Consider the following 23847-nt stretch of genomic DNA (forward strand, 5'->3'; position numbering starts at 1 on the left):
ACCAGTGACTTAAAATTTACCGTGATGGCACGAATCTTTCGCGCCACACCATACGCTGAATTTGCCTTAATAACCCTGGATAATTCCGAGTCTCAGGCCAACTCCCCCTTCACCAGAGGCACAAAGCGCACGGCTTCCACGGTGTCGATAATAAACTCGCCGCCGCGCCGACGAACGCGCTTCAACAGCTGCTGCTCGTCCCCGACAGGCAGAACCAGAATGCCCCCCTCATCCAGCTGCGACAACAGGGCAGCTGGAATTTCTGGCGGGGCCGCCGTCACGATGATCGCGTCAAACGGGGCACGAGCCTTCCAACCCTGCCATCCATCACCGTGTCGTGTCGAAACATTATGTAAATCAAGTTGTTTCAGGCGACGACGCGCCTGCCACTGTAAACCTTTGATCCGCTCAACGGAGCATACGTGATGAACGAGATGCGCCAGGATCGCGGTCTGATACCCCGACCCGGTGCCAATCTCCAGCACGCGCGAATCGGGCGTCAGCTCGAGCAGCTCCGTCATGCGAGCCACCATGTAAGGCTGCGAAATCGTCTGGCCCTGCCCGATGGGCAGCGCCACGTTTTCCCACGCTTTGTGTTCAAACGCCTCGTCTACAAATTTCTCACGCGGAACCAGGGCGAGCGCTTCGAGCACGTGCTCGTCGCGGATCCCCTGCGCGCGTAGTTGTTCCAGAAGAGTTTGTACACGTTTGTTTACCATTGCGCGTTCACTCCTGCGCGTTCCAGCCAGCCCGACACCACATCATGCGCGCTATACGCGGTTAAATCTACGTGCAGCGGGGTAACCGAAACATAGCCTTCCTCCACGGCGGCAAAGTCGGTATCCGGACCCGCATCGCACTTATCGCCGGGAGGGCCGATCCAGTAAAGCGTGTTGCCGCGCGGATCCTGCTGCGGGATCACCTGATCGGCAGGATGTCGACTCCCGCAACGGGTGACGCGGATGCCTTTAATTTCATCGAGAGGAAGATCCGGCACGTTAATGTTGAGGATGCGTCCGGTACGCAACGGCTCGCGGCCGAGCGCCCGCAGGATCGAACAGGTCACCGCGGCGGCGGTGTCGTAGTGCGTGTAGCCGTTCAACGAGACCGCCAGCGCCGGGAATCCCAGATGGCGGCCTTCCATTGCGGCCGCCACGGTGCCGGAGTAAATCACGTCATCGCCGAGGTTAGGACCGGCGTTAATGCCGGAGACGACGATATCCGGACGCGGCCGCATCAGCGCGTTCACGCCCAGAAAAACACAGTCGGTTGGCGTGCCCATCTGTACGGCAATATCGCCATTTTCAAAGGTAAAGGTGCGAAGCGACGACTCCAGCGTCAGCGAGTTAGACGCTCCACTGCGGTTACGATCGGGCGCCACAACCTGCACATCCGCAAACTCACGGAGGTGTTTCGCCAGGGTCTGAATGCCTGGCGCGTGGATCCCGTCATCGTTACTCAGCAATATTCGCATAATCACCCGAGGTGTTGATAAGTTCCCTGACAACACTGGTGGCAAAGCTGCCTGCCGGCAGCCAGAAGCGTAACTCGACAGTCACGTCATCCCACCAGTTCCAGCTTAACTGCTGCGGATAGAGCAGCATCGCGCGGCGTGCCGCGTCGACTTTTTCCCGCACCAGCAAGGACTGCAATTCTGGCGCATCCGCCACGGCTGACTGCTCGGCGGCCAGCGCGTCGCCCTGTGTTCCCCAGTCGCCCGTACCGGGCAACGCGGCGGTGATCAGCAGCCCTTTTGCGTCCACGCGCGACTGGACATCGGCCATCTCTTCGGCCGTTGCCACAAACCAGCTTCCGCGTCCCGCTAATTGTAGCGCATCGCCAACAACAACTTGATTCGCGTCCGGTTTTTTCAGCCTTTCGCTCACAATCTGATTAAACAACGCACTGCGGGCCGCCGACAACCAAAAACTGCGTTTATTCCTGTCACGCACCGGCGCGTCGCTTTGCGCCCAGCGCAGTGCGCCCTGCAGGTTGCTGCCGCCGATGCCAAAGCGCTGGGCGCCAAAGTAGTTCGGTACGCCGCGGTCGCTGATGGCATTCAGGCGTTTTTCAACGTCTTCACGGTCAGTCACTTCGCGCAGCACCAACGTAAACGCGTTGCCTTTTAACGCGCCCAGACGCAGTTTGCGCTTGTGGCGGGCATATTCCAGTACCTTACAGCCCTCAAGCTCAAATTTGCTTAAATCAGGCATCGCATTGCCGGGAACGCGCGCGCAGAGCCACTGTTCCGTGACGGCGTGTTTATCTTTCTGCCCGGCAAAGCTCACCTCGCGGGCATGAATTTTGAGGAATTTTGCCAGCGCGTCGGCCACAAAGCGGGTATTGCAGCCATTTTTCAGAATACGCACCAGGATATGTTCGCCTTCGCCATCCGGCTCAAAGCCCAGATCCTCCACCACGAGGAAATCTTCAGGGCTGGCTTTCAGCACCCCGTTCCCCTGCGGCTTACCGTGCAGGTATGTCAGGTTGTCAAAGTCTGTCATTTGCTCGCCTTCACCAGCAGCGCCACGGCTTCACAGGCAATGCCTTCGCCGCGACCGGTAAAGCCCAGCTTCTCGGTCGTCGTCGCTTTGACGTTCACGTTGTCCATATGGCAGCCCAGATCTTCTGCAATAAACACGCGCATCTGCGGAATGTGCGGCAGCATTTTTGGGGCCTGGGCGATAATCGTCACGTCGACGTTGCCAAGGGTATAGCCTTTCGCCTGGATGCGGCGCCACGCTTCGCGCAGCAGTTCACGGCTGTCCGCCCCTTTAAACGCCGGGTCGGTGTCCGGGAACAGCTTGCCGATATCACCCAGTGCGGCCGCGCCCAGCAGCGCGTCGGTCAGCGCATGCAGCGCCACGTCGCCATCAGAATGCGCCAGCAGCCCTTTTTCATAAGGAATGCGCACGCCGCCAATGATAATTGGGCCTTCGCCGCCAAAGGCGTGTACATCAAAACCGTGTCCAATTCGCATTATGCCTTCTCCTGATGGGTCGAACGGGTAAGATAAAATTCCGCGAGCTGTAAATCTTCCGGACGCGTCACTTTAATATTATCAGCACGTCCTTCAACAAGCTCAGGGTGGAAACCGCAGTACTCCAGCGCAGAAGCTTCGTCCGTGATGGTCGCACCTTCGTTAAGCGCGCGCGTTAAGCAGTCGTGGAGCAGTTCGCGGGGGAAAAATTGCGGCGTCAGCGCGTGCCAGAGATCGACGCGATCGACGGTATGGGCGATAGCCCGTTTGCCCGGCTCGGCACGCTTCATGGTGTCGCGCACGGGAGCGGCCAGAATGCCGCCCACTTTGCTGGTTTCGCTCAATGCCAGCAGGCGAGCGAGATCGTCCTGATGCAGGCACGGACGGGCCGCGTCATGGACCAGCACCCACGGCGCATTACCGGCCGCCTGAATGCCTGCCAGCACGGAATCGGCGCGCTCGGCACCGCCATCGACAACGGTAATCTGTGGATGATTTGCCAGCGGGAGCTGCGCGAAGCGCGCATCGCCGGGGCTGATAGCGATGATCGCTCGCGTCACCCGCGGGTGCGCCAGCAGCGCCGCCACGGCGTGCTCGAGGATCGTTTTATCGCCAATAGAGAGGTATTGCTTGGGACATTCTGTCTGCATGCGCCGGCCAAAACCTGCGGCCGGCACCACGGCGCATACGTCCGAAAAAGTTACTGCCATGTCGTAATCCTGGGCCTGATTATCGATTGTTTTGTGCTGAGCCCTGATTGCGTTTAGACGCATCCGGAACCAGACGATAAAAGGTTTCGCCCGGCTTAGTCATACTGAGTTCATTGCGTGCGCGTTCCTCAATCGCCTCTTGCCCGCCATTGAGGTCATCAATTTCAGCGAAGAGTTGATCGTTTCGCGCCTTAAGTTTGGCGTTTGTTGCCTGCTGAGCCGCGACGTCATCGCTCACCCGGCTATAGTCGTGCAGTCCGTTCTTACCGAACCACAGCGAATATTGCAGCCAGATTAGCAAAGCCAGCAACAGCAGCGTTAGTTTACCCATCCTGCCCCCTGAAAAACGGCATCATCATCCCAAGACTTCCCCAGAGCACTACGCCGGGGTAACAGAGATGCCGCAACATCGCGGGCAAATGTACCACATTTTTTCCGCAGAATCGTCCTGCTCAATATCGTTACACAGTTGGTTACGGTTTGAATTATGGCTGAAGTTAGCCCATGAGCCACAAAAATAACAGACCAAACATCAGCACCACCGTCACAATCGTGACCACGGTACTGTACAGGAGCTTGCCGTTGAGCAGCGAGTGAAGCGCAATGCCGACGACAACCGCCACGGGCATCAGCGCCAGAAAGAAAGGCCAGGTGTAGAGAAAGAAAAACAGCGTGTTGCCGCCGTAGATAAGAAACGGGATACCCAGCGCCAGCAACCATGAGACGAAGCCAATGATGGCCCCAGGAAATGACCAGGTCGTTTCGTCGTCGGTCGCAAGCGGCTCCGACCCGGTGGTGGTGATGTAATGTTCACTGTTGCGCATAGCTAGTCCTGTGACCGTGACTCATCGTTCGGGAAGACAGCTCCCGAACGATACCGTCTCAGGATCTGATAATATCGTCCCGTCTGAGCAGGTCTAATAATTGGCTTACTAAATTTGTTACCAATTGTTGACCCTCCAGGTGAATTTCAGGCGATTCAGGCGCTTCGTATATCGCGTCAATGCCGGTGAAGTTGCGCAATTCTCCGGCACGCGCTTTTTTGTACAGCCCTTTCGGGTCGCGCGCTTCGCAAACCTCCAGCGGCGTATCCACAAACACTTCGATAAAGCGATCCTGGCCCACGCGTTCGCGCACCATCTGGCGCTCGGCGCGGTGTGGAGAGATAAATGCGGTCAGCACCACCAGCCCGGCGTCGGCCATCAGGCTGGCGACCTCCCCGACCCGGCGGATGTTCTCTTTGCGGTCGTCGTCGCTGAACCCTAAATCGCTGCACAGGCCATGGCGCACGTTGTCGCCATCCAGCAGGTACGTGCTTACGCCCTGCTGATGCAATGCCTCTTCCAGCGCGCCCGCCACCGTCGATTTACCCGAGCCGGAGAGCCCGGTAAACCACAGCACAACTCCACGGTGACCGTGGAGCTGTTCGCGCTGGGCGACGGTGACCGGATGAGGATGCCAGACGACGTTCTCATCATGGGCAGCCATTACTTGCCTCCCAGCAGATCGCGCGCGCCCCAGTGCGGGAAGTGCTTACGCACCAGCGCGTTCAGTTCCAGCTCAAAGGCGCTGAATTCTGAAGCCGCGGACGCCTGTTCGTTTGGCTCACGGACCATCCCCGCGCCGACGGTGACGTTCGTCAGGCGGTCAATAAAGATAAGCCCGCCCGTCACCGGATTTTGCTGATACGGATCCAGCACCAGCGGTTCGTCAAAGGTTAGATCGACCAGACCAATACCGTTCAGCGGCAGCTCGGTGACCTCGCGCTGGGTCAGGTTGTTGATGTCCACCTGGAACTGAATACCGTCCACGCGAGCGCGGGTCTTCTTGCCGGCGATTTTGATGTCGTAGCTCTGGCCTGCGGTCAGCGGCTGTTCCGCCATCCACACCACGTCCACGGACGCGCCCTGCACCGCCGCCAGCGTTTCCTGCGCGTCCACCAGCAGGTCGCCCCGGCTGATATCAATCTCGTCTTTCAGCACCAGGGTTACCGCTTCACCGGCGCCTGCGTCCTGGAGATCGCCGTCGAAGGTGACGATGCGTGCGATGGTCGATTCCACACCGGATGGCAGCACCTTGACGCGCTGACCCACCTTCACGGAGCCTGACGCGAGAGTACCGGAGAAACCGCGGAAGTCGAGGTTAGGACGGTTCACGTACTGCACCGGGAAGCGCATCGGCTGAGTGTCGACCACGCGCTGAATTTCAACCGTCTCCAGCACCTCCAGCAGCGTCGGGCCGCTGTACCACGGCATGTTCGCGCTCTGGGAGGCGACGTTATCCCCTTCCAGCGCCGAGAGCGGCACAAAGCGGATATCCAGGTTGCCCGGCAGCTGTTCGGCAAAGGTCAGGTAGCTCTGGCGGATCTCCTCGAACTTCTCTTCGCTGAAGTTCACCAGATCCATCTTGTTGACCGCCACCACCAGGTGTTTGATCCCCAGCAGCGTGGAGATAAAGCTGTGGCGACGGGTCTGATCCAGCACGCCTTTACGGGCGTCGATCAGCAGGATCGCCAGGTCACAGGTCGACGCGCCGGTCGCCATATTGCGGGTGTACTGTTCGTGCCCCGGGGTGTCGGCGATAATAAATTTGCGCTTCTCGGTAGAGAAATAGCGGTAGGCCACATCGATGGTGATGCCCTGCTCGCGCTCCGCCTGCAGGCCGTCAACCAGCAGCGCCAGATCCAGCTTTTCGCCCTGGGTACCGTGACGCTTACTGTCGTTATGCAGGGAGGAGAGCTGATCTTCATAAATCTGGCGCGTATCGTGCAGCAGGCGGCCAATCAGGGTACTTTTCCCGTCATCCACGCTGCCGCAGGTCAGAAAACGCAGCAGGCTTTTGTGTTGTTGCGCGTGCAGATACGCTTCCACACCGCCTTCGTTGGCAATTTGTTGAGCAATAGTGGTATTCATGGCGGCTCCTTAGAAATAACCCTGACGTTTCTTCAGCTCCATGGAGCCTGCCTGGTCGCGGTCAATCACGCGCCCCTGTCGCTCGCTGGTGGTCGACACCAGCATCTCTTCGATGATCTCCGGCAGCGTCTGGGCGTTGGATTCCACCGCGCCGGTCAGCGGCCAGCAGCCGAGGGTGCGGAAACGCACCATCTGTTTTTTGATCACTTCACCCGGCTGCAGGTCGATGCGATCGTCGTCGATCATCATCAGCATGCCGTCACGCTCCAGCACCGGGCGCTCGGCGGCCAGATACAGCGGAACGATCTCGATGTTTTCCAGATAGATGTACTGCCAGATATCCAGCTCGGTCCAGTTGGAGAGCGGGAAGACGCGGATGCTTTCGCCCTTGTTAATCTGGCCGTTGTAGTTGTGCCACAGCTCCGGACGCTGGTTTTTGGGGTCCCAGCGGTGGAAGCGATCGCGGAAGGAGTAGATACGCTCTTTGGCGCGTGACTTCTCTTCGTCACGGCGCGCGCCGCCGAAGGCCGCATCAAAACCGTATTTATTCAGCGCCTGCTTCAGCCCTTCGGTCTTCATGATATCGGTGTGTTTGGCGCTGCCGTGCACGAACGGGTTAATCCCCATCGCCACCCCTTCCGGGTTTTTATGCACCAGCAGCTCGCAGCCGTAGGCTTTCGCGGTACGGTCGCGGAATTCGTACATCTCGCGGAACTTCCAGCCGGTGTCCACGTGCAGCAGCGGGAACGGCAGCGTGCCCGGATAAAACGCTTTACGCGCCAGATGCAGCATGACGCTGGAATCTTTGCCGATGGAGTACATCATCACCGGGTTAGAAAACTCGGCGGCCACTTCGCGGATAATATGGATACTTTCCGCTTCGAGCTGCCGCAGGTGTGTAAGACGTTTTTGGTCCATAACCGTTCCTTAAGCCAAATTTACAACAGAAGAACCAAAGCCTTCTGTATCGGTTGTGTGCTGAAACCAGGCGAGCGTGCTGTGCAGCTGCACCACTTCCCCCACCACGATCAGGGCGGGCATAGGGGCGTCTTTCGCCAGGGTTGCAAGGTCTTGAAGTGTGCCGACAGCAACATGCTGATCGACGCGCGTGCCGCGAGAAATGACGGCAACGGGGGTCGTCGCCTCGCGACCGTGCTGAATAAGCTGTTCGCTGATGTCCGCCGCTTTCATCGTGCCCATGTATATCGCCAGCGTCTGGCGGCTCTGGGCGAGATGCGACCAGTCGAACGGCGTGCTGTCCGCCTTGTAGTGGCCGGTCACAAAGGTGACGCTCTGGGCGTAATCGCGGTGGGTCAACGGGATACCGGCGTAGGCCGTTACCGCAGAAGCCGCCGTGATGCCGGGCACCACCTGGAACGGAACGCCCGCTTCGGCTGCCGCCTGCAGCTCTTCGCCGCCGCGACCGAAAATGAACGGATCGCCCCCCTTCAGGCGCACCACGGTTTTGCCCGCTTTCGCGGCGTCAATTAGCATCTGGTTGGTGTCGTGCTGCGGCACCGAGTGTTCGCCCGCCCGTTTGCCGACGCAGATTTGCTCCGCGTCGCGACGGATCAGCTCGCGCACGCCGTCGGTGACCAGGTGGTCGTAGAACACCACGTCCGCATCCTGCAGCACCTGCAGGCCGCGCAGCGTCAGGAGCCCGGCATCGCCTGGCCCCGCGCCCACCAGAATGATCTCCCCGCCCGTACTGCCGGGGTTATCCAGTTCGTCCTCGAGGATTTTCTGCGCCGCTGTCTCATTACCGGCATGCATCAGGCTGGCAAAGCGGCCGCGAAACACGCGTTCCCAGAAGCGACGGCGTTCCGTCACGCTGGTCAGGCGGGTTTTCAGATGGTTGCGCCAGTAGCTGGCTTTCTCCGCCATGCGCCCGAGGCTGGTCGGCAGCAGCGCTTCGATTTTTTCCCGCAGCACGCGCGCCAGCACCGGTGCGGTACCGCCGGAGGAGATCGCCACCAGCAGCGGCGAACGGTCAACGATCGACGGGAAAATAAACGAGCATAAAGGCTGGTCGTCCACCACGTTCACCAGGCGGTAACGGGCCTGAGCGGCGTCGGAGATCCGCTGGTTCAGTTCACGATCTTCGGTCGCCGCAATTACCAGCACGACGCTGTCGATTTGTGACTCGTCGAAATCCGCCTCTTCAACGACCTGCACCTGGGCCCCTGCGCGCTGCAGAAACGCGATTTTGCGATCGGCGATTTCACCCGTGCCAACCACCAGCACCGGTTTCTCTTTAATCGCAGCAAATAAGGGCAGATAGTCCACAGGCAACAACTCACTAACAACGAGGAATAGAGGGACTATAGGGGGCGGCTTAGACCGAATGAAATTACGAATTGGAATGAGTAGTTACTCAATGGAATAACGCTGTGAAAAAGCTAATACCAAAAAGTGCTTAACGCGCGAAATTTCGGGCATTTAAGAACGATTCAAATTGTGTATGGACGATCACAGTTTCATACTAGGCGGGTTATTATTTTGCTCTGTTTTTAAGGACTCACTATGTTTTCCGCAACGCGCCACCGTATTGCTGCCCTGGCGCTCGGCGTTTGCTTTATTCTTCCTGCCCAGGCAAAAAACCAACCTTATGGTGAAATCGCCACTATGCAGGCGCGGCATATTGCCACCGTTTTCCCTGGCCGCATGACCGGATCGCCTGCGGAAATGCTCTCCGCGGACTATCTTCGTCAGCAGTTTGCCGACATGGGTTACCAGAGCGATATCCGATCGTTTCACAGCCGCTACGTCTATACCTCACGCAATAAAACGAAAAACTGGCATAACGTGACCGGCAGTACGGTGATTGCGGCCCACGAAGGCAGCGCAAAAGAGCAAATTATCATTATGGCGCACCTTGATACCTACGCCCCGATGAGTGACGCCGATACGGATAACAATCTTGGCGGGCTGACGCTGCAGGGCATGGACGACAATGCCGCAGGCCTGGGCGTGATGCTCGAACTGGCCGAGCGGATGAAAGATATTCCGACCCAATATGGCATTCGTTTTGTTGCCACCAGCGGTGAGGAAGAGGGCAAACTCGGCGCTGAGAATCTCCTTAAGCGTATGAGCGCTGAGGAGAAGAAAAATACGCTGCTGGTGATCAACCTCGACAACCTGATCGTCGGCGATAAGCTCTATTTCAACAGCGGGCAGAGTACGCCGGGTACCGTGCGGAAACTGACGCGCGACCGGGCGCTGGCGATAGCCCGCAGCCATGGTGTTTATGCCACCAGCAATCCCGGCGGTAACCCGGATTATCCGCGAGGCACAGGCTGCTGCAACGACGGGGAAGTGTTCGATAAGGCGGGCATTCCGGTGCTGTACGTGGAAGCGACGAACTGGGCGCTGGGCAAAAAAGATGGCTACCAGCAGCGGGCTAAATCGAAGGCCTTCCCGGACGGGACGAGCTGGCACAACGTGATGCTGGACAATCAGCAGCACATCGATCGCGCGCTGCCGCAGCGGATTGAACACCGCAGTCGTGATGTGGTGAAGGTGATGCTGCCGCTGGTGAAGGAGCTGGCGAAAGCGGGGAAAGCCTGAGGCCGTTAAGCATAGTGCGGCCTGATGCCCTCACCCCACCCCTCTCTTAAGCCTTTGTAGGCCCGGTAAGCGCAGCGCCACCGGGCAAAATAGTTATCACCCTTCGTGCAACCCGCACTCGCGCTTCAGCCCGAAGAATCGCGTCTCTTCTTCCGCCATGCCCGGTTCCCACTTACGCGTGGTGTGGGTATCGCCCACCGACAGATAGCCCTGGTCCCACAGCGGATGGTATTTCAGCCCGTGCTTTTGCAGGTACTGATACACCGTCCGGTTATCCCAGTCGATAATCGGCAGCACTTTAAAGACCCCGCGCTGCACCGCCAGCACCGGTAAGGTTGCCCGGCTGCCGGACTGCTCGCGGCGCAGACCCGCAAACCACGTCTGGGCATTAAGCTCTTTCAGCGCCCGGTTCATCGGCTCAACTTTGTTGATCTCATTGTATTTCTCAATGCCCTCAACGCCCTGCTCCCACAGCTTGCCGTAGCGCGCCTCCTGCCAGGCCGCGCTTTCCGTCGCGCGGTAAACTTTCAGGTTCAGCCTGAGCTTGTCCGTCAGCTCGTCAATGAACTGGTAGGTTTCCGGGAACAGATAGCCGGTATCGGTGAGGATCACCGGAATGTCCGGACGGATCTGATTCACCAGATGCAAACTGACCGCCGCCTGAATACCAAAGCTTGACGAGAGCACATAGTCTCCCGGCAGGTTTTCCAGCGCCCACGCCACGCGCCCTTCAGCGTCCAGCTTTTCAAGGTGGGCATTGGTTTCTGCCAGCGCCAGAATGCGTTCGACTTTTGGCAGGTCATTAAGGGCGTTTAGATCGAGTACGGACATAATTACCTCTCGTGTTTACTCCCAGAAATCCCTGGCGGGATCGAGCACCGGGCGAATAATGCCCGCACGCACCGTAAAGTCGCCGAAGCCTTCACCCGCTTCGCGCTCTTTCGCCCAGCGCCCGACAAGCTCGTCGATGGAATCAAGAATTTCCGGCTCGGTGATGTTCTCGCGGAACATACGCGGAATGCGCGTGCCGATACGGTTACCGCCCAGGTGCAGGTTGTAGCGACCCGGCGCTTTCCCCACCAGCCCCAGTTCGGCCAGCATCGCGCGACCGCAGCCGTTCGGGCAGCCCGTCACGCGCATAACAATATGCTCGTCCGGAATGCCGTGTTTTTCCAGAATCGCTTCTACCTTGTCAGTGAATGACGGCAGGAAACGTTCCGCTTCGGCCATCGCCAGCGGGCAGGTCGGGAACGACACGCAGGCCATTGAGTTTTCACGCTGCGGCTTCACCGCATCCATCAACCCATGTTCGCGCGCCAGCTTCTCGATCTTCGCCTTCTGGCTTTCCGGCACGCCGGCAATGATCAGGTTCTGGTTAGCGGTGATGCGGAACTCGCCCTTATGGATCTTCGCAATTTCCAGCAGACCGGTTTTCAGCGGACGCCCCGGATAATCCAGAATACGGCCGTTTTCGATAAACAGCGTCAAGTGCCATTTATTGTCGATACCCTTCACCCAGCCAATGCGATCGCCGCGACCGGTGAATTCGTAAGGGCGGATCGGCTCAAACTTGATGCCCGCGCGACGCTCCACTTCCGCTTTGAACGTCTCCACGCCCACGCGCTCCAGGGTGTATTTGGTTTTCGCGTTTTTACGGTCGGTACGGTTACCCCAGTCGCGCTGGGTCGTCACCACCGCTTCCGCCACGGCCAGCGTATGCTCCAGCGGCAGGAAGCCGAACTCGCTCGCGGTGCGGGCATAGGTTTTCTTGTTACCATGCTCAATGGACAGGCCGCCGCCCACCAGCAGGTTAAAGCCCACCAGCTTGCCGTTTTCGGCAATCGCCACGAAGTTCATGTCGTTGGCGTGCAGGTCGATATCGTTCTGCGGCGGGATCACTACCGTGGTTTTAAACTTACGCGGCAGGTAGGTCTGGCCGAGGATCGGCTCTTCATCGGTGGTCGCGACTTTTTCCTGATCGAGCCAGATCTCCGCATAGGCGCGGGTGCGCGGCAGCAGGTGCTCGGAGATCTTCTTCGCCCACTCGTACGCTTCGGCATGCAGCTCGGACTCATACGGGTTCGAGGTGCAGAGCACGTTACGGTTCATGTCGTTGGCGGTCGCCAGCGCGTCCAGCCCAACGGAGTGCAGCATCTGGTGCACCGGCTTGACGTTCTTCTTCAGAATGCCGTGGAACTGGAAGGTCTGACGGTTGGTCAGACGGATGCTGCCGTAGATCGTGTTTTCACCGGCAAACTTGTCGATCGCCTGCCACTGTTTGGTGGTAATCACCCCACCCGGCAGACGGCAGCGCAGCAGCATCGCGTGACGCGGCTCCAGCTTCTGCTCTGCACGCTCGGCGCGGATGTCGCGGTCGTCCTGCTGGTACATGCCGTGGAAACGGATCAGCAGGAAGTTGTCGCCTTTGAAACCGCCGGTGAGACCGTCATTCAGATCTTCAGCAATGGTGCCACGCAGATAGTTGCTTTCCAGCTTCATGCGCTCGGCGTCTGTCAGTTTACCTTCGACCACCAGTGGCCCTGGATGTTTTTCGCTCATTAGTAGACATCTCGCTGATAACGGCGCTCAACGCGCAGCTCACTTAAAAATTCATCCGCCGCTTCGGCATCCATACCGCCGAATTCGGCAATCACTTCCAGCAAAGTCTGCTCAACGTCTTTCGCCATGCGATTGGCGTCGCCGCAGACATAAATGTGGGCACCGTCATTGATCCAGCGCCACAGCTCTGCGCCCTGTTCGCGCAGTTTGTCTTGTACGTATACTTTTTCTTTCTGGTCGCGGGACCAGGCCAGATCGATGCGGGTCAGTACGCCTTCTTTCACGTAGCGCTGCCACTCCACCTGGTAGAGGAAATCTTCCGTAAAGTGCGGGTTACCGAAGAACAGCCAGTTTTTACCCGGTGCGCCATCCGCCGCACGCTGCTGCATGAAGGCGCGGAACGGCGCAATGCCGGTGCCCGGGCCAATCATGATGACCGGCGTTTCCGGGTTTGCCGGCAGGCGGAAGTTGTCGTTGTGCTCGATAAAGACGCGCACTTCGCCCTCTTCTTCCACGCGGTCAGCCAGGAAGCCCGATGCTCCACCCGTACGAGCGCGGCCTTCGATGTCGTAGCGCACCACGCCGACGGTGATATGCACTTCGCTCTCCACCTCGGCCTGAGACGAGGCAATGGAATACAGGCGTGGGGTCAGCGGACGCAGCAGGCCGATCAGCGCATCGGCATCCAGCTGAGCCGGAGAGAAGCGCACCATATCGACAATCGGCGTCGTCGCGGCGTAATGCTGCAGCTTCGCCTTGTCGCCCACCAGCGGCAGCAGGGATTCGCTGCGCGTTAAGGTGGCATAATTTTCGACGATATTCGGGGTATTCACCGTCAGCTCAAAATGCCACTGCAACGCTTCAGAAAGCGGCTGCGTTTTGCCGTCAACGGTGACGGGCTCGTCGCCTTTCAGCCACAGCAGCTCAACCAGCTCTTTCACCAGCGCCGGATCGTTCTGATACCAGACGCCCAGCGCATCGCCAGGCTGATAGCGCAGGCCCGAGTCGCCGAGATCGATTTCGATATGGCGAACGTCTTTTTCGGAATCGCGGCCGGTAATTTTCTGGTTCACCGACAGGCTCGCCGCCAGCGGCGCCTCTTTGGTGTACGGGCTGGTGTGGATGTCGTTAACAGCACCCGTCGCGGTGAACGCGGCCTGGGCTGGCGTCTCTTTCGGCACGCGCGCTTTTAGCACGTCGACGATGCGGGCACGCCATTCAGCGGCGGCGGTCTGGTATTCGACATCTGCGTCAACGCGGTCCAGCAGGCGCTCTGCGCCCAGCTCCGCCAGCCTGCTGTCGAAGTCTTTGCCGGACTGGCAGAAGAATTCATAGGAGGTATCGCCCAGGCCAAAGACGGCAAACGCCGTGCCATCCAGCTTCGGCGCTTTTTTCGAGAACAGGAACTTATGCAGCGCCACCGCTTCTTCAGCGGGTTCACCTTCACCCTGCGTAGAAGCCACCACCACCAGCAGTTTTTCTGACGCGATTTGCTTAAATTTATAATCCCCGGCGTTGACCAGGTTCACGTTCAGCCTGGCGGCCAGCAGGTCGTCACGCAGCGCTTCGGCCACGCGGCGGGCGTTACCCGTCTGCGAGGCGGAAATCAGGGTAATGGCCGGAATTTCTACGGCCGTGGCCGGTGCACCCGCCACAGCGCCAGGCTGCTGATTGAGCATTCCCCAGAAATAACCGGAGACCCAGGCAAGCTGAGTGGGAGAAAAATCAGAGGTGGCAGCCTGAAGGCGCGCCAGTTGCTCCGGGTTCAGGGGAAGCAAATTTGAAGGTGGGGCCTGTGTTGTCATGCGTCGTTATGTTCCAGTAGCCAAGCGGACTTTAAGCGATTAAATCCAAACTGAAGATAAGGTTAACGGCGAGGATAATAACAATTAAAGAAGGGATGGAAATAATAAATAACCAAATGGACTAACCTGTTTTGGTTGTCATGCTTAGCGATAAAACCGATTAAATAATTATTTGAAATATAAGAACAAATAGCGATAAACACCCCGTATACGAGGCGGTTGCCGCTCAGAGCCGTTTTAGTTAATGCTAAAAATTGTGCTTTCCGGTACTATGCGGCGGTTTTTTCCGCATTACTGAGAGCGATCATGTCCACCACACTGTTTAAAGATTTCACCTTCGAAGCCGCCCACCACCTTCCGCATGTCCCTGAAGGGCATAAATGTGGCCGTCTGCACGGGCATTCGTTCATGGTGCGTCTTGAGATCACCGGTGAAGTTGATCCGCATACCGGTTGGATCATGGATTTTGCCGAGCTGAAGGCGGCGTTTAAGCCGACCTACGATCGTCTGGATCACTACTACCTGAATGAGATCCCGGGCCTTGAAAACCCGACCAGCGAGGTGCTGGCAAAATGGATTTGGGATCAGATGAAGCCGCGGGTACCGCTGCTGAGCGCGGTGATGATCAAAGAGACCTGTACGGCAGGCTGCGTGTATCGCGGCGAGTGATGCTTGCCGGGTGGCGGCTTCGCCTTACCCGGCCTACAATCGCCTGGAACCGTAGGCCCGGTAAGCGCTCGCGCCTCCGGGCTTTTTTTCAGGCGATATTCAAATACTTGTGCGTCTGCATCGACAGGCGCCAGTTGCGCGCAATACAGGTTTCAATGCACAGGCGCGTTGCATCGTCTTTCTGGCTGATAGGCTGCAGGGCAATGACCCGCTGCTTTTCATCCGTCAGGGTGGCCAGCAGTTCATCCAGCGCTTCGATATCACGCACGCGTCCTACCGGGTGCTTAATCTCATCCGCGCGCTCCAGCGCCTGAGACAGCACGTCATACCCGCCGCGCATATTCACTTTTGGCGATACCGTCACCCAGGTGGTGTGCGAGCAGCGCACTTCATGGGTGCCGCTGGTTTCGATCTGGCAGCTGTAGCCGTTCTTTTCGAGCAGCTCGGTCAGCGGCGTCAGATCGTGGATGCAGGGTTCACCGCCGGTGATCACCACGTGACGCGCCGTCCAGCCCTGACGACCAATGATGGCGAGCAGATCCTCGGCACTGCCTGCCCCCCACTTATCGCTCTCTTTGGTTTTCGCCAGAATGCTAAACAGCGACACTTCCCGATCTGCGAGCTTATCCCACGTATGTTTGGTATCACACCAGGCACAGCCAACCGGGCATCCCTGTAAACGAATGAAAATAGCGGGAACGCCGGTAAAGTAACCCTCGCCTTGCAGGGTCTGGAACATCTCGTTAATCGGGTACTGCATAGTCATCTCAGTAAAGGGGATAAACGATAAGTATCGCAGATCCCCGCCGGATGGTCATGCTCCATCGGTGCTTTGCGCGTCAATCGCCGCCATAAACCGTTCGGTAATTTGCTGCGGACGGGTGATCGCGCCGCCGACCACCACCGTATGCGCGCCCAGCGCCAGACACCTGGCCGCGCGTTCGGGGGTATCCACGTTGCCTTCGGCAACCACGGGCACCGTCACGGCGGCCAGCACCGCTTTCAGGAACGCGCAGTCGTTTTCCGGAAGTGAATGGCCCGCCGTTTCCGCCGTGTAGCCGTAAAGCGTGGTGCCGACGCAGTCGAAGCCCAGCGCCTGCGCCGTCACGGCTTCCTCCACGGAGGAGATATCCGCCATCAGCAGCACCGCGGGATAACGTGCGCGGATGCGCGAGACCAGCGTTTCCAGAGATTCTCCGCCGGGACGTGGCCGCGCCGTCGCATCAAGCGCAATGATGTCCGGCGAGACGCTCATGAGCTCATCCACTTCTTTCATTGTCGCGGTGATAAACACCTCGCTTTCGGGATAATCCCGTTTGATGATGCCGATGACCGGCAAAGACACCTGCTGCCTGATGGCCTCGATATCCACCACGCTGTTCGCGCGAATGGCGGCAGCCCCGCCCTGTGCCGCAGCCAGCGCCATGCGCGACATAATAAACGGGCTGTGCAGCGGTTCATTTTCCAGCGCCTGACAGGAGACGACCAGTTTTCCCTTCAGGTTATCCAGTACAGTTTTCATTACGATAAGATCTCTTCCACTTCGTTTTTGATAATCGTGACGTGCGGGCCATAAATGACCTGAACGCCGTTGCCGCGCACGATAACGCCGCGCGCCCCGGTGGCTTTCAGTGCCGACTCATTCACTTTGCTGCCGTCTTTAACCGTGACGCGAAGACGCGTGGCGCAGCAGTCCACCTCGTCCAGATTCTCTTTTCCGCCTAATCCGGCGATCACCGCGGCTGCGCGTTCGTTTTGCGGCAGACTGACCTCATCAGCCATCGCCTCCTTTTCCCGACCTGGCGTCGCGAAATCGAAGCGGTTAATCAGATAGCGGAAGGTAAAGTAGTAAAGGAAGAACCACGGTACGCCGACCAGCGGAACGAACATCCAGTTGGTTTTGGTTTCTCCCTGCAAAATGCCGAACAGCACGAAGTCGATGAAACCGCCGGAGAAGGTTTGCCCGATGGTGATATGCAGCATGTGCGCGAGCATGAATGCCAGCCCGTCAAACAGCGCATGGATGACGTAGAGCACCGGCGCAATAAACAGGAACGAGAATTCGATAGGCTCGGTAATCCCCGTCAGGAACGAGGTTAACGCCGCAGAAAGTAGCAGCCCGGCAACGCGTTTTTTGTTCTCGGGTTTTGCCGTGTGGTACATCGCCAGGCACGCCCCGAGCAGGCCAAACATCATCGTAATAAAGCGCCCGGACATGAAGCGTGACGTGCCCTCATAGAAATGTTGCGTGTTCGGGTCAGCCAGCTGAGCGAAGAAGATCCGCTGTGTGCCTTCCACGAGGTGTCCGTTGACGATTTCACTCCCGCCAAGCGCGGTGGTCCAGAAAGGCAGATAGAAGATGTGGTGCAGACCGAACGGACCCAGCATGCGTAAAATGAAGCCGTACAGCAAAGTGCCCAGATAGCCGGTCGCATCCACCAGCCCGCCGAGACCAAAAATCAGCTTCTGGAAATGCGGCCAGACCACGGTCATGAGCGCACCGACGAGTATCGCCGCCAGCGAGCTGATGATAGGAACAAAGCGCGAGCCGCCAAAAAAGCCCAGGAACTGCGGAAGTGCAATCTTGTTAAACCGATGATGGAGCGCGCAGGTTACCAGCCCAATCACCACGCCGCCAAAGACGCCGGTTTCCAGCGTCTGAATACCCAGCGTCATGCCCTGCCCCACCGCGCCCGGGTTCTCATGCGCCAGTTTGCCGGTGAGGATCAGCAGCGCGTTGATGGTGGCATTCATCACCAGAAACGCGAGAAGCGCCGCCAGCCCCGCCGTGCCCTTATCGCTTTTTGCCAGCCCGACGGCCACCCCAACGGCAAACAGCACCGAGAGGTTCGCAAACACGATGGATCCTGCGCTGCTCATGATGGTGAAAATGGCCTGCAGCCAGCTCACGTCTAAAAACGGATAGGCCGCCAGCGTGTTGGGATTGGATAGCGCGCCGCCTATCCCCAGCAGCAGACCTGCCGCAGGCAGCACGGCAATCGGCAACATAAAGGATTTGCCAAAGCGCTGCGCTTTTTCAAACCATCCCCCTGAAGAAGCCCCACTGAATATTTGCATCATTTTTTCATCCCCCCATTAATAGATGAAAATTTTTACCATATTAATTTTAAATAGTGAAAATTATCATCAAAAACCAGGACGACGATCATACTTTTTCGAAATGACTGGCATCCTGCCCCCGCTTTCCGCCACACTAGTCGCAGAGAAACGCATTAAGGATCGAGCATGTCAGACCATGAAAACCTGCTGCTGAAGCTACGCCAGGAGGCTTCCGGGTACAGCCCAACACAACAAAAACTCGGTGAGTTTGTACTCAGCGATCCTGCCCGGGTGCTCTACCTGACGATCACCGAACTGGCGCGCGAGAGCCACACCAGCGAGGCCAGCGTGACGCGTCTTTGCCGCACGCTGGGCTGCAAGGGCTATAACGAATTTAAAATGGCGCTTGCGCTGGATATTCAGCAGGGCCAGCCCGCGCGTCAGGCGGGGGATGAGATTGATAACGTCGTGGATGAGTCGGTGCAGGCTTTGCAGGACACCGCCAGGCTCCTTGACCGCACGCTGCTTGAAAAGGCCGCGCTGGCGCTGCATCAGGCGCAGTCGGTGCAGATTTATGGCGTTGCGGCCAGCGCGATCCTCGGGGAGTATCTGCACTACAAGCTGTTGCGGCTGGGCAAACCCGCACAGCTGTTTAGCGATATGCACCGCGCGGCCATGAATGCGACAACGCTTTCGGAAGAGACGCTGGTGGTGGCAATCTCCAGTTCCGGCTCAACGCGGGATCTACTCCACGTGGTGAAGCTTGCCCGCAAGCGCGGCGTTAAGGTTCTGGCACTCAGCAATACGCCCCGCAGCCCGCTGGCGTCCCTGAGCGACATGCAGCTGGTGGCCGCCAAGCCAGAGGGGCCGCTTAGCGCGGGCGCGCTCAATGCCAAAGTTGGGGTCATGCTGCTGGTCGAACTGCTGACCACGTCCATGATTGCGCTGGATGGCCGTTACGGCGACGTTAGCCAGCAAACGGCCAGCGCCACGCTTCCTCTGTTACTCTAAAAACCCTTCGCAGGCTAAATAAAATAGCCTGCGCTTAATGTCGCCTGATTTAAGTTAAGTGGTGTTTAAATCATTTATCCGGTAAATGTTTGGTGTAACAAAGTATTATATTTATTACATTTCGAATTAAGTTCACCATCCGATGAGCACCACAAAAAGAACTTTAATATCATCACGTTGAAATATTCATTTTAATAAATTGAATTTTCACCCTGCCTGTAATGTCCAATATCTCCACCTGAATTCCTTTCCTTAAAATAAGCTTAAGATGCTGTCTATTTCGGCGTTTTATTATTTAAATGCCGTTTACTTTTGCACGCCTACAATCCGCCTCATCAATCATAATGAGACGGTATTAATGAAGATGTTAATGATTACAGGCGTGACGGGGTTTCTGGGCGGTGCAGTACTGGAAAAAATTCTGACCAGCGATCAATCCGTAAAACTGCTTTTGCTCGCGCGTGCCAGCGATCCGCAGAGCGGGCTGGAGCGCGTGCTGGAGAACATGCGCAAGTTCAACGTTCCTGAGGACAAACTGGCCACTCTGAGCGTGGACAATATCCTCATTGGCGATCTCAGCCAGCCTCAAGCCTTCCTGAACGATCCGCGTCTGGACCAGGTCACGCATGTCGTGAACTGTGCAGCTGTTGCCTCATTTGGTAACAACCCGCTCATCTGGAAGGTCAACGTGGAAGGAACGCTGGCACTGGCGCGCCGCATGGAGCAGGTTTCAACGCTACAACGCTTCCTCCACGTGGGCACGGCAATGTCATGTACGCCGGAGCAGGATTCCCTGGTCGCCGAAAGCGCCGAATTCAGAGAGAATGCTGAACACCTGGTGGAATACACGTTTTCGAAGTCAACCATCGAACAGCTGATGCGCCAGGAATGTCCGAACCTGCCGCTGCTCATCGCGCGTCCGTCCATCGTTGTCGGCCATACACGCCACGGCTGCACGCCCTCGAGCAGTATTTTCTGGGTCTTCAGCATGGGCCTGATGCTGCAGAAGTTTATGTGCTCGATGGAGGACCGGATCGACGTTGTCCCGGTGGATTATTGTGCCGACGCGCTGTTAATGCTGCTCAACAGCAACGCGCGTCCGGGGGAAGTGGTACACATTTCGGCCGGAGAAGAGAACAGCGTTCGCTTTGCGGATATTGATAATGCGATGGCGCAGGCGCTGGAGAAAGCACCCGTCGGCGATAAGTACGCGCAGGTCAGCTACGAAACGCTGGTCAGAATGCGCCGTGAACTGAAAACGATTTTTGGCCCGTGCAACGAACGTCTGATGCTGAGAGCCATGCGGTTATACGGCGCGTTTGCCACGCTTAACGTGCGCTTCAGCAACGATAAGCTGCTGAGCATGGGGATGCCGAAGCCACCCCGGTTTACGGATTATATTGCCCGCTGCGTGCAAACCACCCGGGGGCTGACCATTCCGGAGCAAATGGCGGTCGATTTTAAATAGCCAAAAAAAATGCCAGTCATTCGACTGGCATTTTCATGTTAAGGCTTAAGCGATTATGCCTGGCCTTTGATCTCTTTACGACCGTTGTATGGTGCTTTTTCGCCCAGCGCTTCTTCGATACGAATCAGCTGGTTGTATTTAGCAACACGGTCAGAACGGCTCATAGAACCCGTTTTGATCTGGCCAGCAGCGGTACCCACAGCCAGGTCAGCAATGGTCGCGTCTTCAGTTTCGCCAGAACGGTGAGAGATAACCGCGGTGTAGCCAGCGTCTTTCGCCATTTTGATCGCAGCCAGCGTTTCGGTCAGGGAACCGATCTGGTTGAATTTGATCAGGATGGAGTTAACGATGCCTTTCTCGATACCTTCTTTCAGGATCTTGGTGTTGGTTACGAACAGGTCGTCACCCACCAGCTGGATTTTGTCGCCCAGTACTTTAGTCTGGTATGCGAAGCCAGCCCAGTCAGACTCATCCAGACCGTCTTCGATAGACACGATTGGGTACTGTTTGGTCAGGTCTTCCAGGAAGTGAGTGAACTCTTCGGAGGTGAACGCTTTGTTGCCTTCGCCAGCCAGAACGTATTTACCGTCTTTGTAGAATTCAGATGCTGCACAGTCCATCGCCAGGGTGATGTCTTTGCCCAGCTCGTAGCCCGCTGCTTTTACCGCTTCTGCGATAACAGCCAGTGCTTCTGCGTTAGAACCCAGGTTTGGCGCATAGCCACCTTCGTCACCCACAGCTGTGTTCATACCTTTAGCTTTCAGAACTTTAGCCAGGTTGTGGAACACTTCAGAACCCATACGTACTGCTTCTTTCAGGGATTTCGCGCCAACTGGCTGAATCATGAATTCCTGAATATCAACGTTGTTGTCTGCGTGCTCACCACCGTTGATGATGTTCATCATTGGTACAGGCATGGAGTATTTGCCTGGGGTGCCGTTCAGTTCAGCGATGTGCTCGAACAGTGGCATACCTTTAGCCGCCGCAGCCGCTTTGGCGTTCGCCAGGGAAACGGCCAGGATTGCGTTCGCACCGAAGTTAGATTTGTTTTCAGTACCGTCCAGATCGATCATGATCTTGTCGATGCCAGCCTGATCTTTGGCATCTTTGCCAACGATAGCCTGAGCAATAGGACCGTTAACAGCGCCAACCGCTTTCAGTACGCCTTTGCCCATGAAACGGGATTTGTCGCCATCACGCAGTTCCAGCGCTTCGCGGGAACCGGTAGAAGCACCTGATGGAGCAGCTGCCATACCGACGAAACCACCTTCCAGATGAACTTCGGCTTCAACGGTCGGGTTACCACGGGAGTCGATGATTTCACGACCGATGACTTTAACGATTTTGGACATTAGATTTTCCTCAGTACAAGTTAAACTAAAACTCCAGACAAACAACGCGTACCAAAGGTACGCGTTGCCGTTCTAACTTTTTTTACTTCGCCTGACGCTTCTGGTAGTCGCTGGCGGCCTTCACAAAGCCTGCAAACAGCGGATGCCCGTCACGTGGCGTTGAAGTAAATTCCGGGTGGAACTGGCAGGCGACAAACCACGGATGGTTTGGCACTTCGATGATCTCGACTAACTGATCATCCCCGGAGCGGCCCGCAACACGCAGACCCGCTGCTTCAATTTGTTTCAACAGCATGTTGTTGACTTCATAGCGGTGACGATGGCGCTCGGTGATGACCGGCTCGCCGTACAGCTTGCGAACCACGCTATCGTCAGTCAGCTGGCAGGCCTGTGCGCCGAGACGCATAGTGCCACCCAGATCGCTCTTCTCGGTACGGACTTCGACGTTACCGTCTTCATCACGCCATTCAGTGATAAGCGCCACAACAGGGTACTTACAGTCTGGCACAAATTCCGTAGAGTTCGCGTTTTCCATTCCCGCTACGTTGCGCGCAAATTCGATCAGCGCAACCTGCATACCCAGACAGATGCCGAGGTATGGAATATTGTTTTCACGCGCATAACGCGCGGTGGCGATCTTGCCTTCTACACCACGGTAGCCGAAGCCGCCAGGGATAAGGATAGCATCCAGATCTTTCAGGATTTCAACGCCACGCGTTTCAACATCCTGCGAATCAATCAGCTTGATGTTCACGGAGACACGGTTCTTCAGACCACCGTGTTTCAGCGCTTCGATCACGGACTTATAGGCATCCGGCAGCTCAATGTACTTGCCGACCATACCGATAGTCACTTCGCCTGCCGGGTTGGCTTCTTCGTAAATAACCTGTTCCCATTCAGACAGGTTTGCTTCCGGACAGTTCAAGCTGAATCGTTTACAAATATAATCGTCCAGACCCTGTGATTTCAACAGGCCCGGGATTTTATAAATGGAATCGACATCTTTCATTGAAATAACGGCTTTTTCAGGCACGTTACAGAACAATGCAATTTTCGCACGTTCGTTCGCCGGAATGGCGCGATCGGAACGGCAAACCAGGATGTCAGGCTGAATACCGATAGAGAGCAGCTCTTTAACAGAGTGCTGGGTCGGTTTGGTTTTCACTTCACCTGCCGCCGCCATGTAAGGCACCAGCGTCAGGTGCATGAACAGCGCGTGTTCACGACCAATGTCTACCGCCAGCTGACGAATCGCTTCGAGGAACGGCAGGGATTCGATATCACCCACGGTACCGCCGATTTCAACCAGCACAACGTCATGCCCTTCGCCACCGGCAAGGACACGCTCTTTGATGGCGTTAGTGATGTGTGGGATAACCTGCACGGTCGCGCCCAGATAGTCACCACGGCGCTCTTTACGCAGAACGTCAGAGTAGATGCGGCCAGTCGTGAAGTTATTACGACGGGTCATTTTGGTACGAATGAAACGCTCGTAGTGGCCAAGATCCAGATCGGTTTCAGCGCCGTCTTCAGTAACGAACACTTCCCCGTGTTGGGTTGGGCTCATGGTGCCAGGATCGACGTTGATGTACGGATCCAGTTTCATCATGGTCACATTGAGGCCACGGGCTTCAAGAATGGCTGCGAGGGAGGCTGCGGCAATGCCTTTACCCAGAGAGGATACGACCCCGCCGGTCACAAAAATATAGTTCGTTGTCATGCTGAACCTGAGAAGTTAGGGTGAAACGATGGAA

The 23847-nt window shown here is 57.0% G+C and carries 23 protein-coding genes; 4 read left to right on the forward strand and 19 right to left on the reverse strand.

All coding sequences use genetic code 11. From position 1 onward, the window contains the following. Window positions 1-92: 92 nt before the first annotated feature. From HMPREF3143_RS23005 to cysG, 11 genes are all read right to left on the reverse strand, one after another. The gene (locus HMPREF3143_RS23005; protein ID WP_008499604.1) at window positions 93-719 is read right to left on the reverse strand and encodes a protein-L-isoaspartate(D-aspartate) O-methyltransferase; all 627 of its coding nucleotides are present in this window, start codon (window positions 717-719) and stop codon (window positions 93-95) included. Next, window positions 713-1474 (reverse strand): 5'/3'-nucleotidase SurE, encoded by a 762-nt coding sequence (gene surE / locus HMPREF3143_RS23010; protein WP_023344809.1) that lies wholly within the window; start codon window positions 1472-1474, stop codon window positions 713-715. The genes HMPREF3143_RS23005 and surE overlap by 7 nt, the downstream gene beginning before the upstream one ends. Beyond that, complete coding sequence (gene truD, locus HMPREF3143_RS23015; RefSeq protein ID WP_063453298.1) at window positions 1455-2504, reverse strand: tRNA pseudouridine(13) synthase TruD; 1050 nt, start codon at window positions 2502-2504, stop codon at window positions 1455-1457. The genes surE and truD overlap by 20 nt, the downstream gene beginning before the upstream one ends. Beyond that, the gene (gene ispF, locus HMPREF3143_RS23020) at window positions 2501-2980 is read right to left on the reverse strand and encodes a 2-C-methyl-D-erythritol 2,4-cyclodiphosphate synthase (protein ID WP_070534347.1); all 480 of its coding nucleotides are present in this window, start codon (window positions 2978-2980) and stop codon (window positions 2501-2503) included. The genes truD and ispF overlap by 4 nt, the downstream gene beginning before the upstream one ends. Then, on the reverse strand, window positions 2980-3690 hold the full coding sequence (gene ispD, locus HMPREF3143_RS23025) for a 2-C-methyl-D-erythritol 4-phosphate cytidylyltransferase (protein ID WP_023616744.1): 711 nt from the start codon (window positions 3688-3690) through the stop codon (window positions 2980-2982). The genes ispF and ispD overlap by 1 nt, the downstream gene beginning before the upstream one ends. A 19-nt stretch (window positions 3691-3709) precedes the next feature. Beyond that, a complete protein-coding gene (gene ftsB / locus HMPREF3143_RS23030; protein WP_008499609.1) occupies window positions 3710-4021 on the reverse strand; it encodes a cell division protein FtsB in 312 nt (103 codons plus the stop codon). Between the two features lie 166 nt (window positions 4022-4187). Next, window positions 4188-4514, reverse strand: coding sequence for a DUF3561 family protein (locus HMPREF3143_RS23035; protein ID WP_008499610.1), 327 nt, complete (start codon window positions 4512-4514; stop codon window positions 4188-4190). A 58-nt stretch (window positions 4515-4572) separates the two neighbouring features. Further along, entirely contained in the window at window positions 4573-5178 is a 606-nt protein-coding gene (gene cysC / locus HMPREF3143_RS23040) for an adenylyl-sulfate kinase (protein ID WP_070534348.1), read from the reverse strand. Further along, window positions 5178-6602, reverse strand: coding sequence for a sulfate adenylyltransferase subunit CysN (gene cysN / locus HMPREF3143_RS23045; protein WP_047746431.1), 1425 nt, complete (start codon window positions 6600-6602; stop codon window positions 5178-5180). Before cysN ends, cysC begins: the two co-directional genes overlap by 1 nt. 9 nt (window positions 6603-6611) lie before the next feature. Continuing rightward, window positions 6612-7520 (reverse strand): sulfate adenylyltransferase subunit CysD, encoded by a 909-nt coding sequence (gene cysD, locus HMPREF3143_RS23050; protein WP_008499613.1) that lies wholly within the window; start codon window positions 7518-7520, stop codon window positions 6612-6614. 9 nt (window positions 7521-7529) lie between these two features. Beyond that, the gene (cysG, locus tag HMPREF3143_RS23055) at window positions 7530-8879 is read right to left on the reverse strand and encodes a siroheme synthase CysG (protein ID WP_161958631.1); all 1350 of its coding nucleotides are present in this window, start codon (window positions 8877-8879) and stop codon (window positions 7530-7532) included. A gap of 246 nt (window positions 8880-9125) precedes the next feature. On the opposite strand from cysG, the gene HMPREF3143_RS23060 reads away from it, so the two are divergent. After that, window positions 9126-10169, forward strand: a complete 1044-nt coding sequence (locus HMPREF3143_RS23060; protein ID WP_008499615.1) for an aminopeptidase — start codon at window positions 9126-9128, stop codon at window positions 10167-10169. Window positions 10170-10265: 96 nt separating this feature from the next. On the opposite strand, the gene cysH is transcribed toward HMPREF3143_RS23060, so the two are convergent. From cysH to cysJ, 3 genes are read right to left on the reverse strand one after another with little or no spacing between them, the layout of a single operon-like run. Then, window positions 10266-11000: a phosphoadenosine phosphosulfate reductase gene (gene cysH, locus HMPREF3143_RS23065; RefSeq protein ID WP_032675427.1), complete on the reverse strand. Its 735-nt coding sequence runs from the start codon at window positions 10998-11000 to the stop codon at window positions 10266-10268. A 15-nt stretch (window positions 11001-11015) separates the two neighbouring features. Further along, entirely contained in the window at window positions 11016-12728 is a 1713-nt protein-coding gene (gene cysI / locus HMPREF3143_RS23070) for an assimilatory sulfite reductase (NADPH) hemoprotein subunit (RefSeq protein ID WP_008499617.1), read from the reverse strand. Further along, window positions 12728-14533 carry an NADPH-dependent assimilatory sulfite reductase flavoprotein subunit gene (gene cysJ / locus HMPREF3143_RS23075; protein WP_070534349.1) on the reverse strand — a complete coding sequence of 602 codons (1806 nt, stop codon included), beginning with the start codon at window positions 14531-14533 and terminating at the stop codon, window positions 12728-12730. Before cysJ ends, cysI begins: the two co-directional genes overlap by 1 nt. 306 nt (window positions 14534-14839) lie before the next feature. Between cysJ and queD the strand changes: the two genes are divergently transcribed. After that, window positions 14840-15202, forward strand: a complete 363-nt coding sequence (gene queD / locus HMPREF3143_RS23080) for a 6-carboxytetrahydropterin synthase QueD (protein WP_008499619.1) — start codon at window positions 14840-14842, stop codon at window positions 15200-15202. An 88-nt stretch (window positions 15203-15290) separates the two neighbouring features. Here the strand turns inward: queD and queE are convergent, their stop codons facing one another. The 3 genes from queE to HMPREF3143_RS23095 are packed head-to-tail and all read right to left on the reverse strand — an operon-like array spanning window position 15291 to window position 18283. After that, window positions 15291-15962: a 7-carboxy-7-deazaguanine synthase QueE gene (gene queE / locus HMPREF3143_RS23085; protein ID WP_021241905.1), complete on the reverse strand. Its 672-nt coding sequence runs from the start codon at window positions 15960-15962 to the stop codon at window positions 15291-15293. Window positions 15963-16016: 54 nt separating this feature from the next. Next, complete coding sequence (locus HMPREF3143_RS23090) at window positions 16017-16724, reverse strand: N-acetylmannosamine-6-phosphate 2-epimerase (protein ID WP_049121055.1); 708 nt, start codon at window positions 16722-16724, stop codon at window positions 16017-16019. Then, window positions 16724-18283, reverse strand: coding sequence for a PTS transporter subunit EIIC (locus HMPREF3143_RS23095; RefSeq protein ID WP_070534350.1), 1560 nt, complete (start codon window positions 18281-18283; stop codon window positions 16724-16726). The genes HMPREF3143_RS23090 and HMPREF3143_RS23095 overlap by 1 nt, the downstream gene beginning before the upstream one ends. 165 nt (window positions 18284-18448) lie before the next feature. On the opposite strand from HMPREF3143_RS23095, the gene HMPREF3143_RS23100 reads away from it, so the two are divergent. Together HMPREF3143_RS23100 and HMPREF3143_RS23105 are read left to right on the forward strand one after the other, a co-directional pair. After that, window positions 18449-19273: a MurR/RpiR family transcriptional regulator gene (locus HMPREF3143_RS23100; protein ID WP_070534351.1), complete on the forward strand. Its 825-nt coding sequence runs from the start codon at window positions 18449-18451 to the stop codon at window positions 19271-19273. Between the two features lie 358 nt (window positions 19274-19631). Then, on the forward strand, window positions 19632-20741 hold the full coding sequence (locus HMPREF3143_RS23105; RefSeq protein ID WP_070534352.1) for an SDR family oxidoreductase: 1110 nt from the start codon (window positions 19632-19634) through the stop codon (window positions 20739-20741). Between the two features lie 53 nt (window positions 20742-20794). Here HMPREF3143_RS23105 and eno read toward each other — a convergent pair whose 3' ends face one another. After that, window positions 20795-22093, reverse strand: a complete 1299-nt coding sequence (gene eno, locus HMPREF3143_RS23110; RefSeq protein WP_003862715.1) for a phosphopyruvate hydratase — start codon at window positions 22091-22093, stop codon at window positions 20795-20797. An 82-nt stretch (window positions 22094-22175) separates the two neighbouring features. Further along, entirely contained in the window at window positions 22176-23813 is a 1638-nt protein-coding gene (pyrG, locus tag HMPREF3143_RS23115) for a glutamine hydrolyzing CTP synthase (protein ID WP_008499626.1), read from the reverse strand. Window positions 23814-23847: the final 34 nt, after the last annotated feature.

This window comes from Enterobacter sp. HMSC16D10 (genome assembly GCF_001807145.1).
GTDB lineage: Bacteria > Pseudomonadota > Gammaproteobacteria > Enterobacterales > Enterobacteriaceae > Enterobacter > Enterobacter roggenkampii.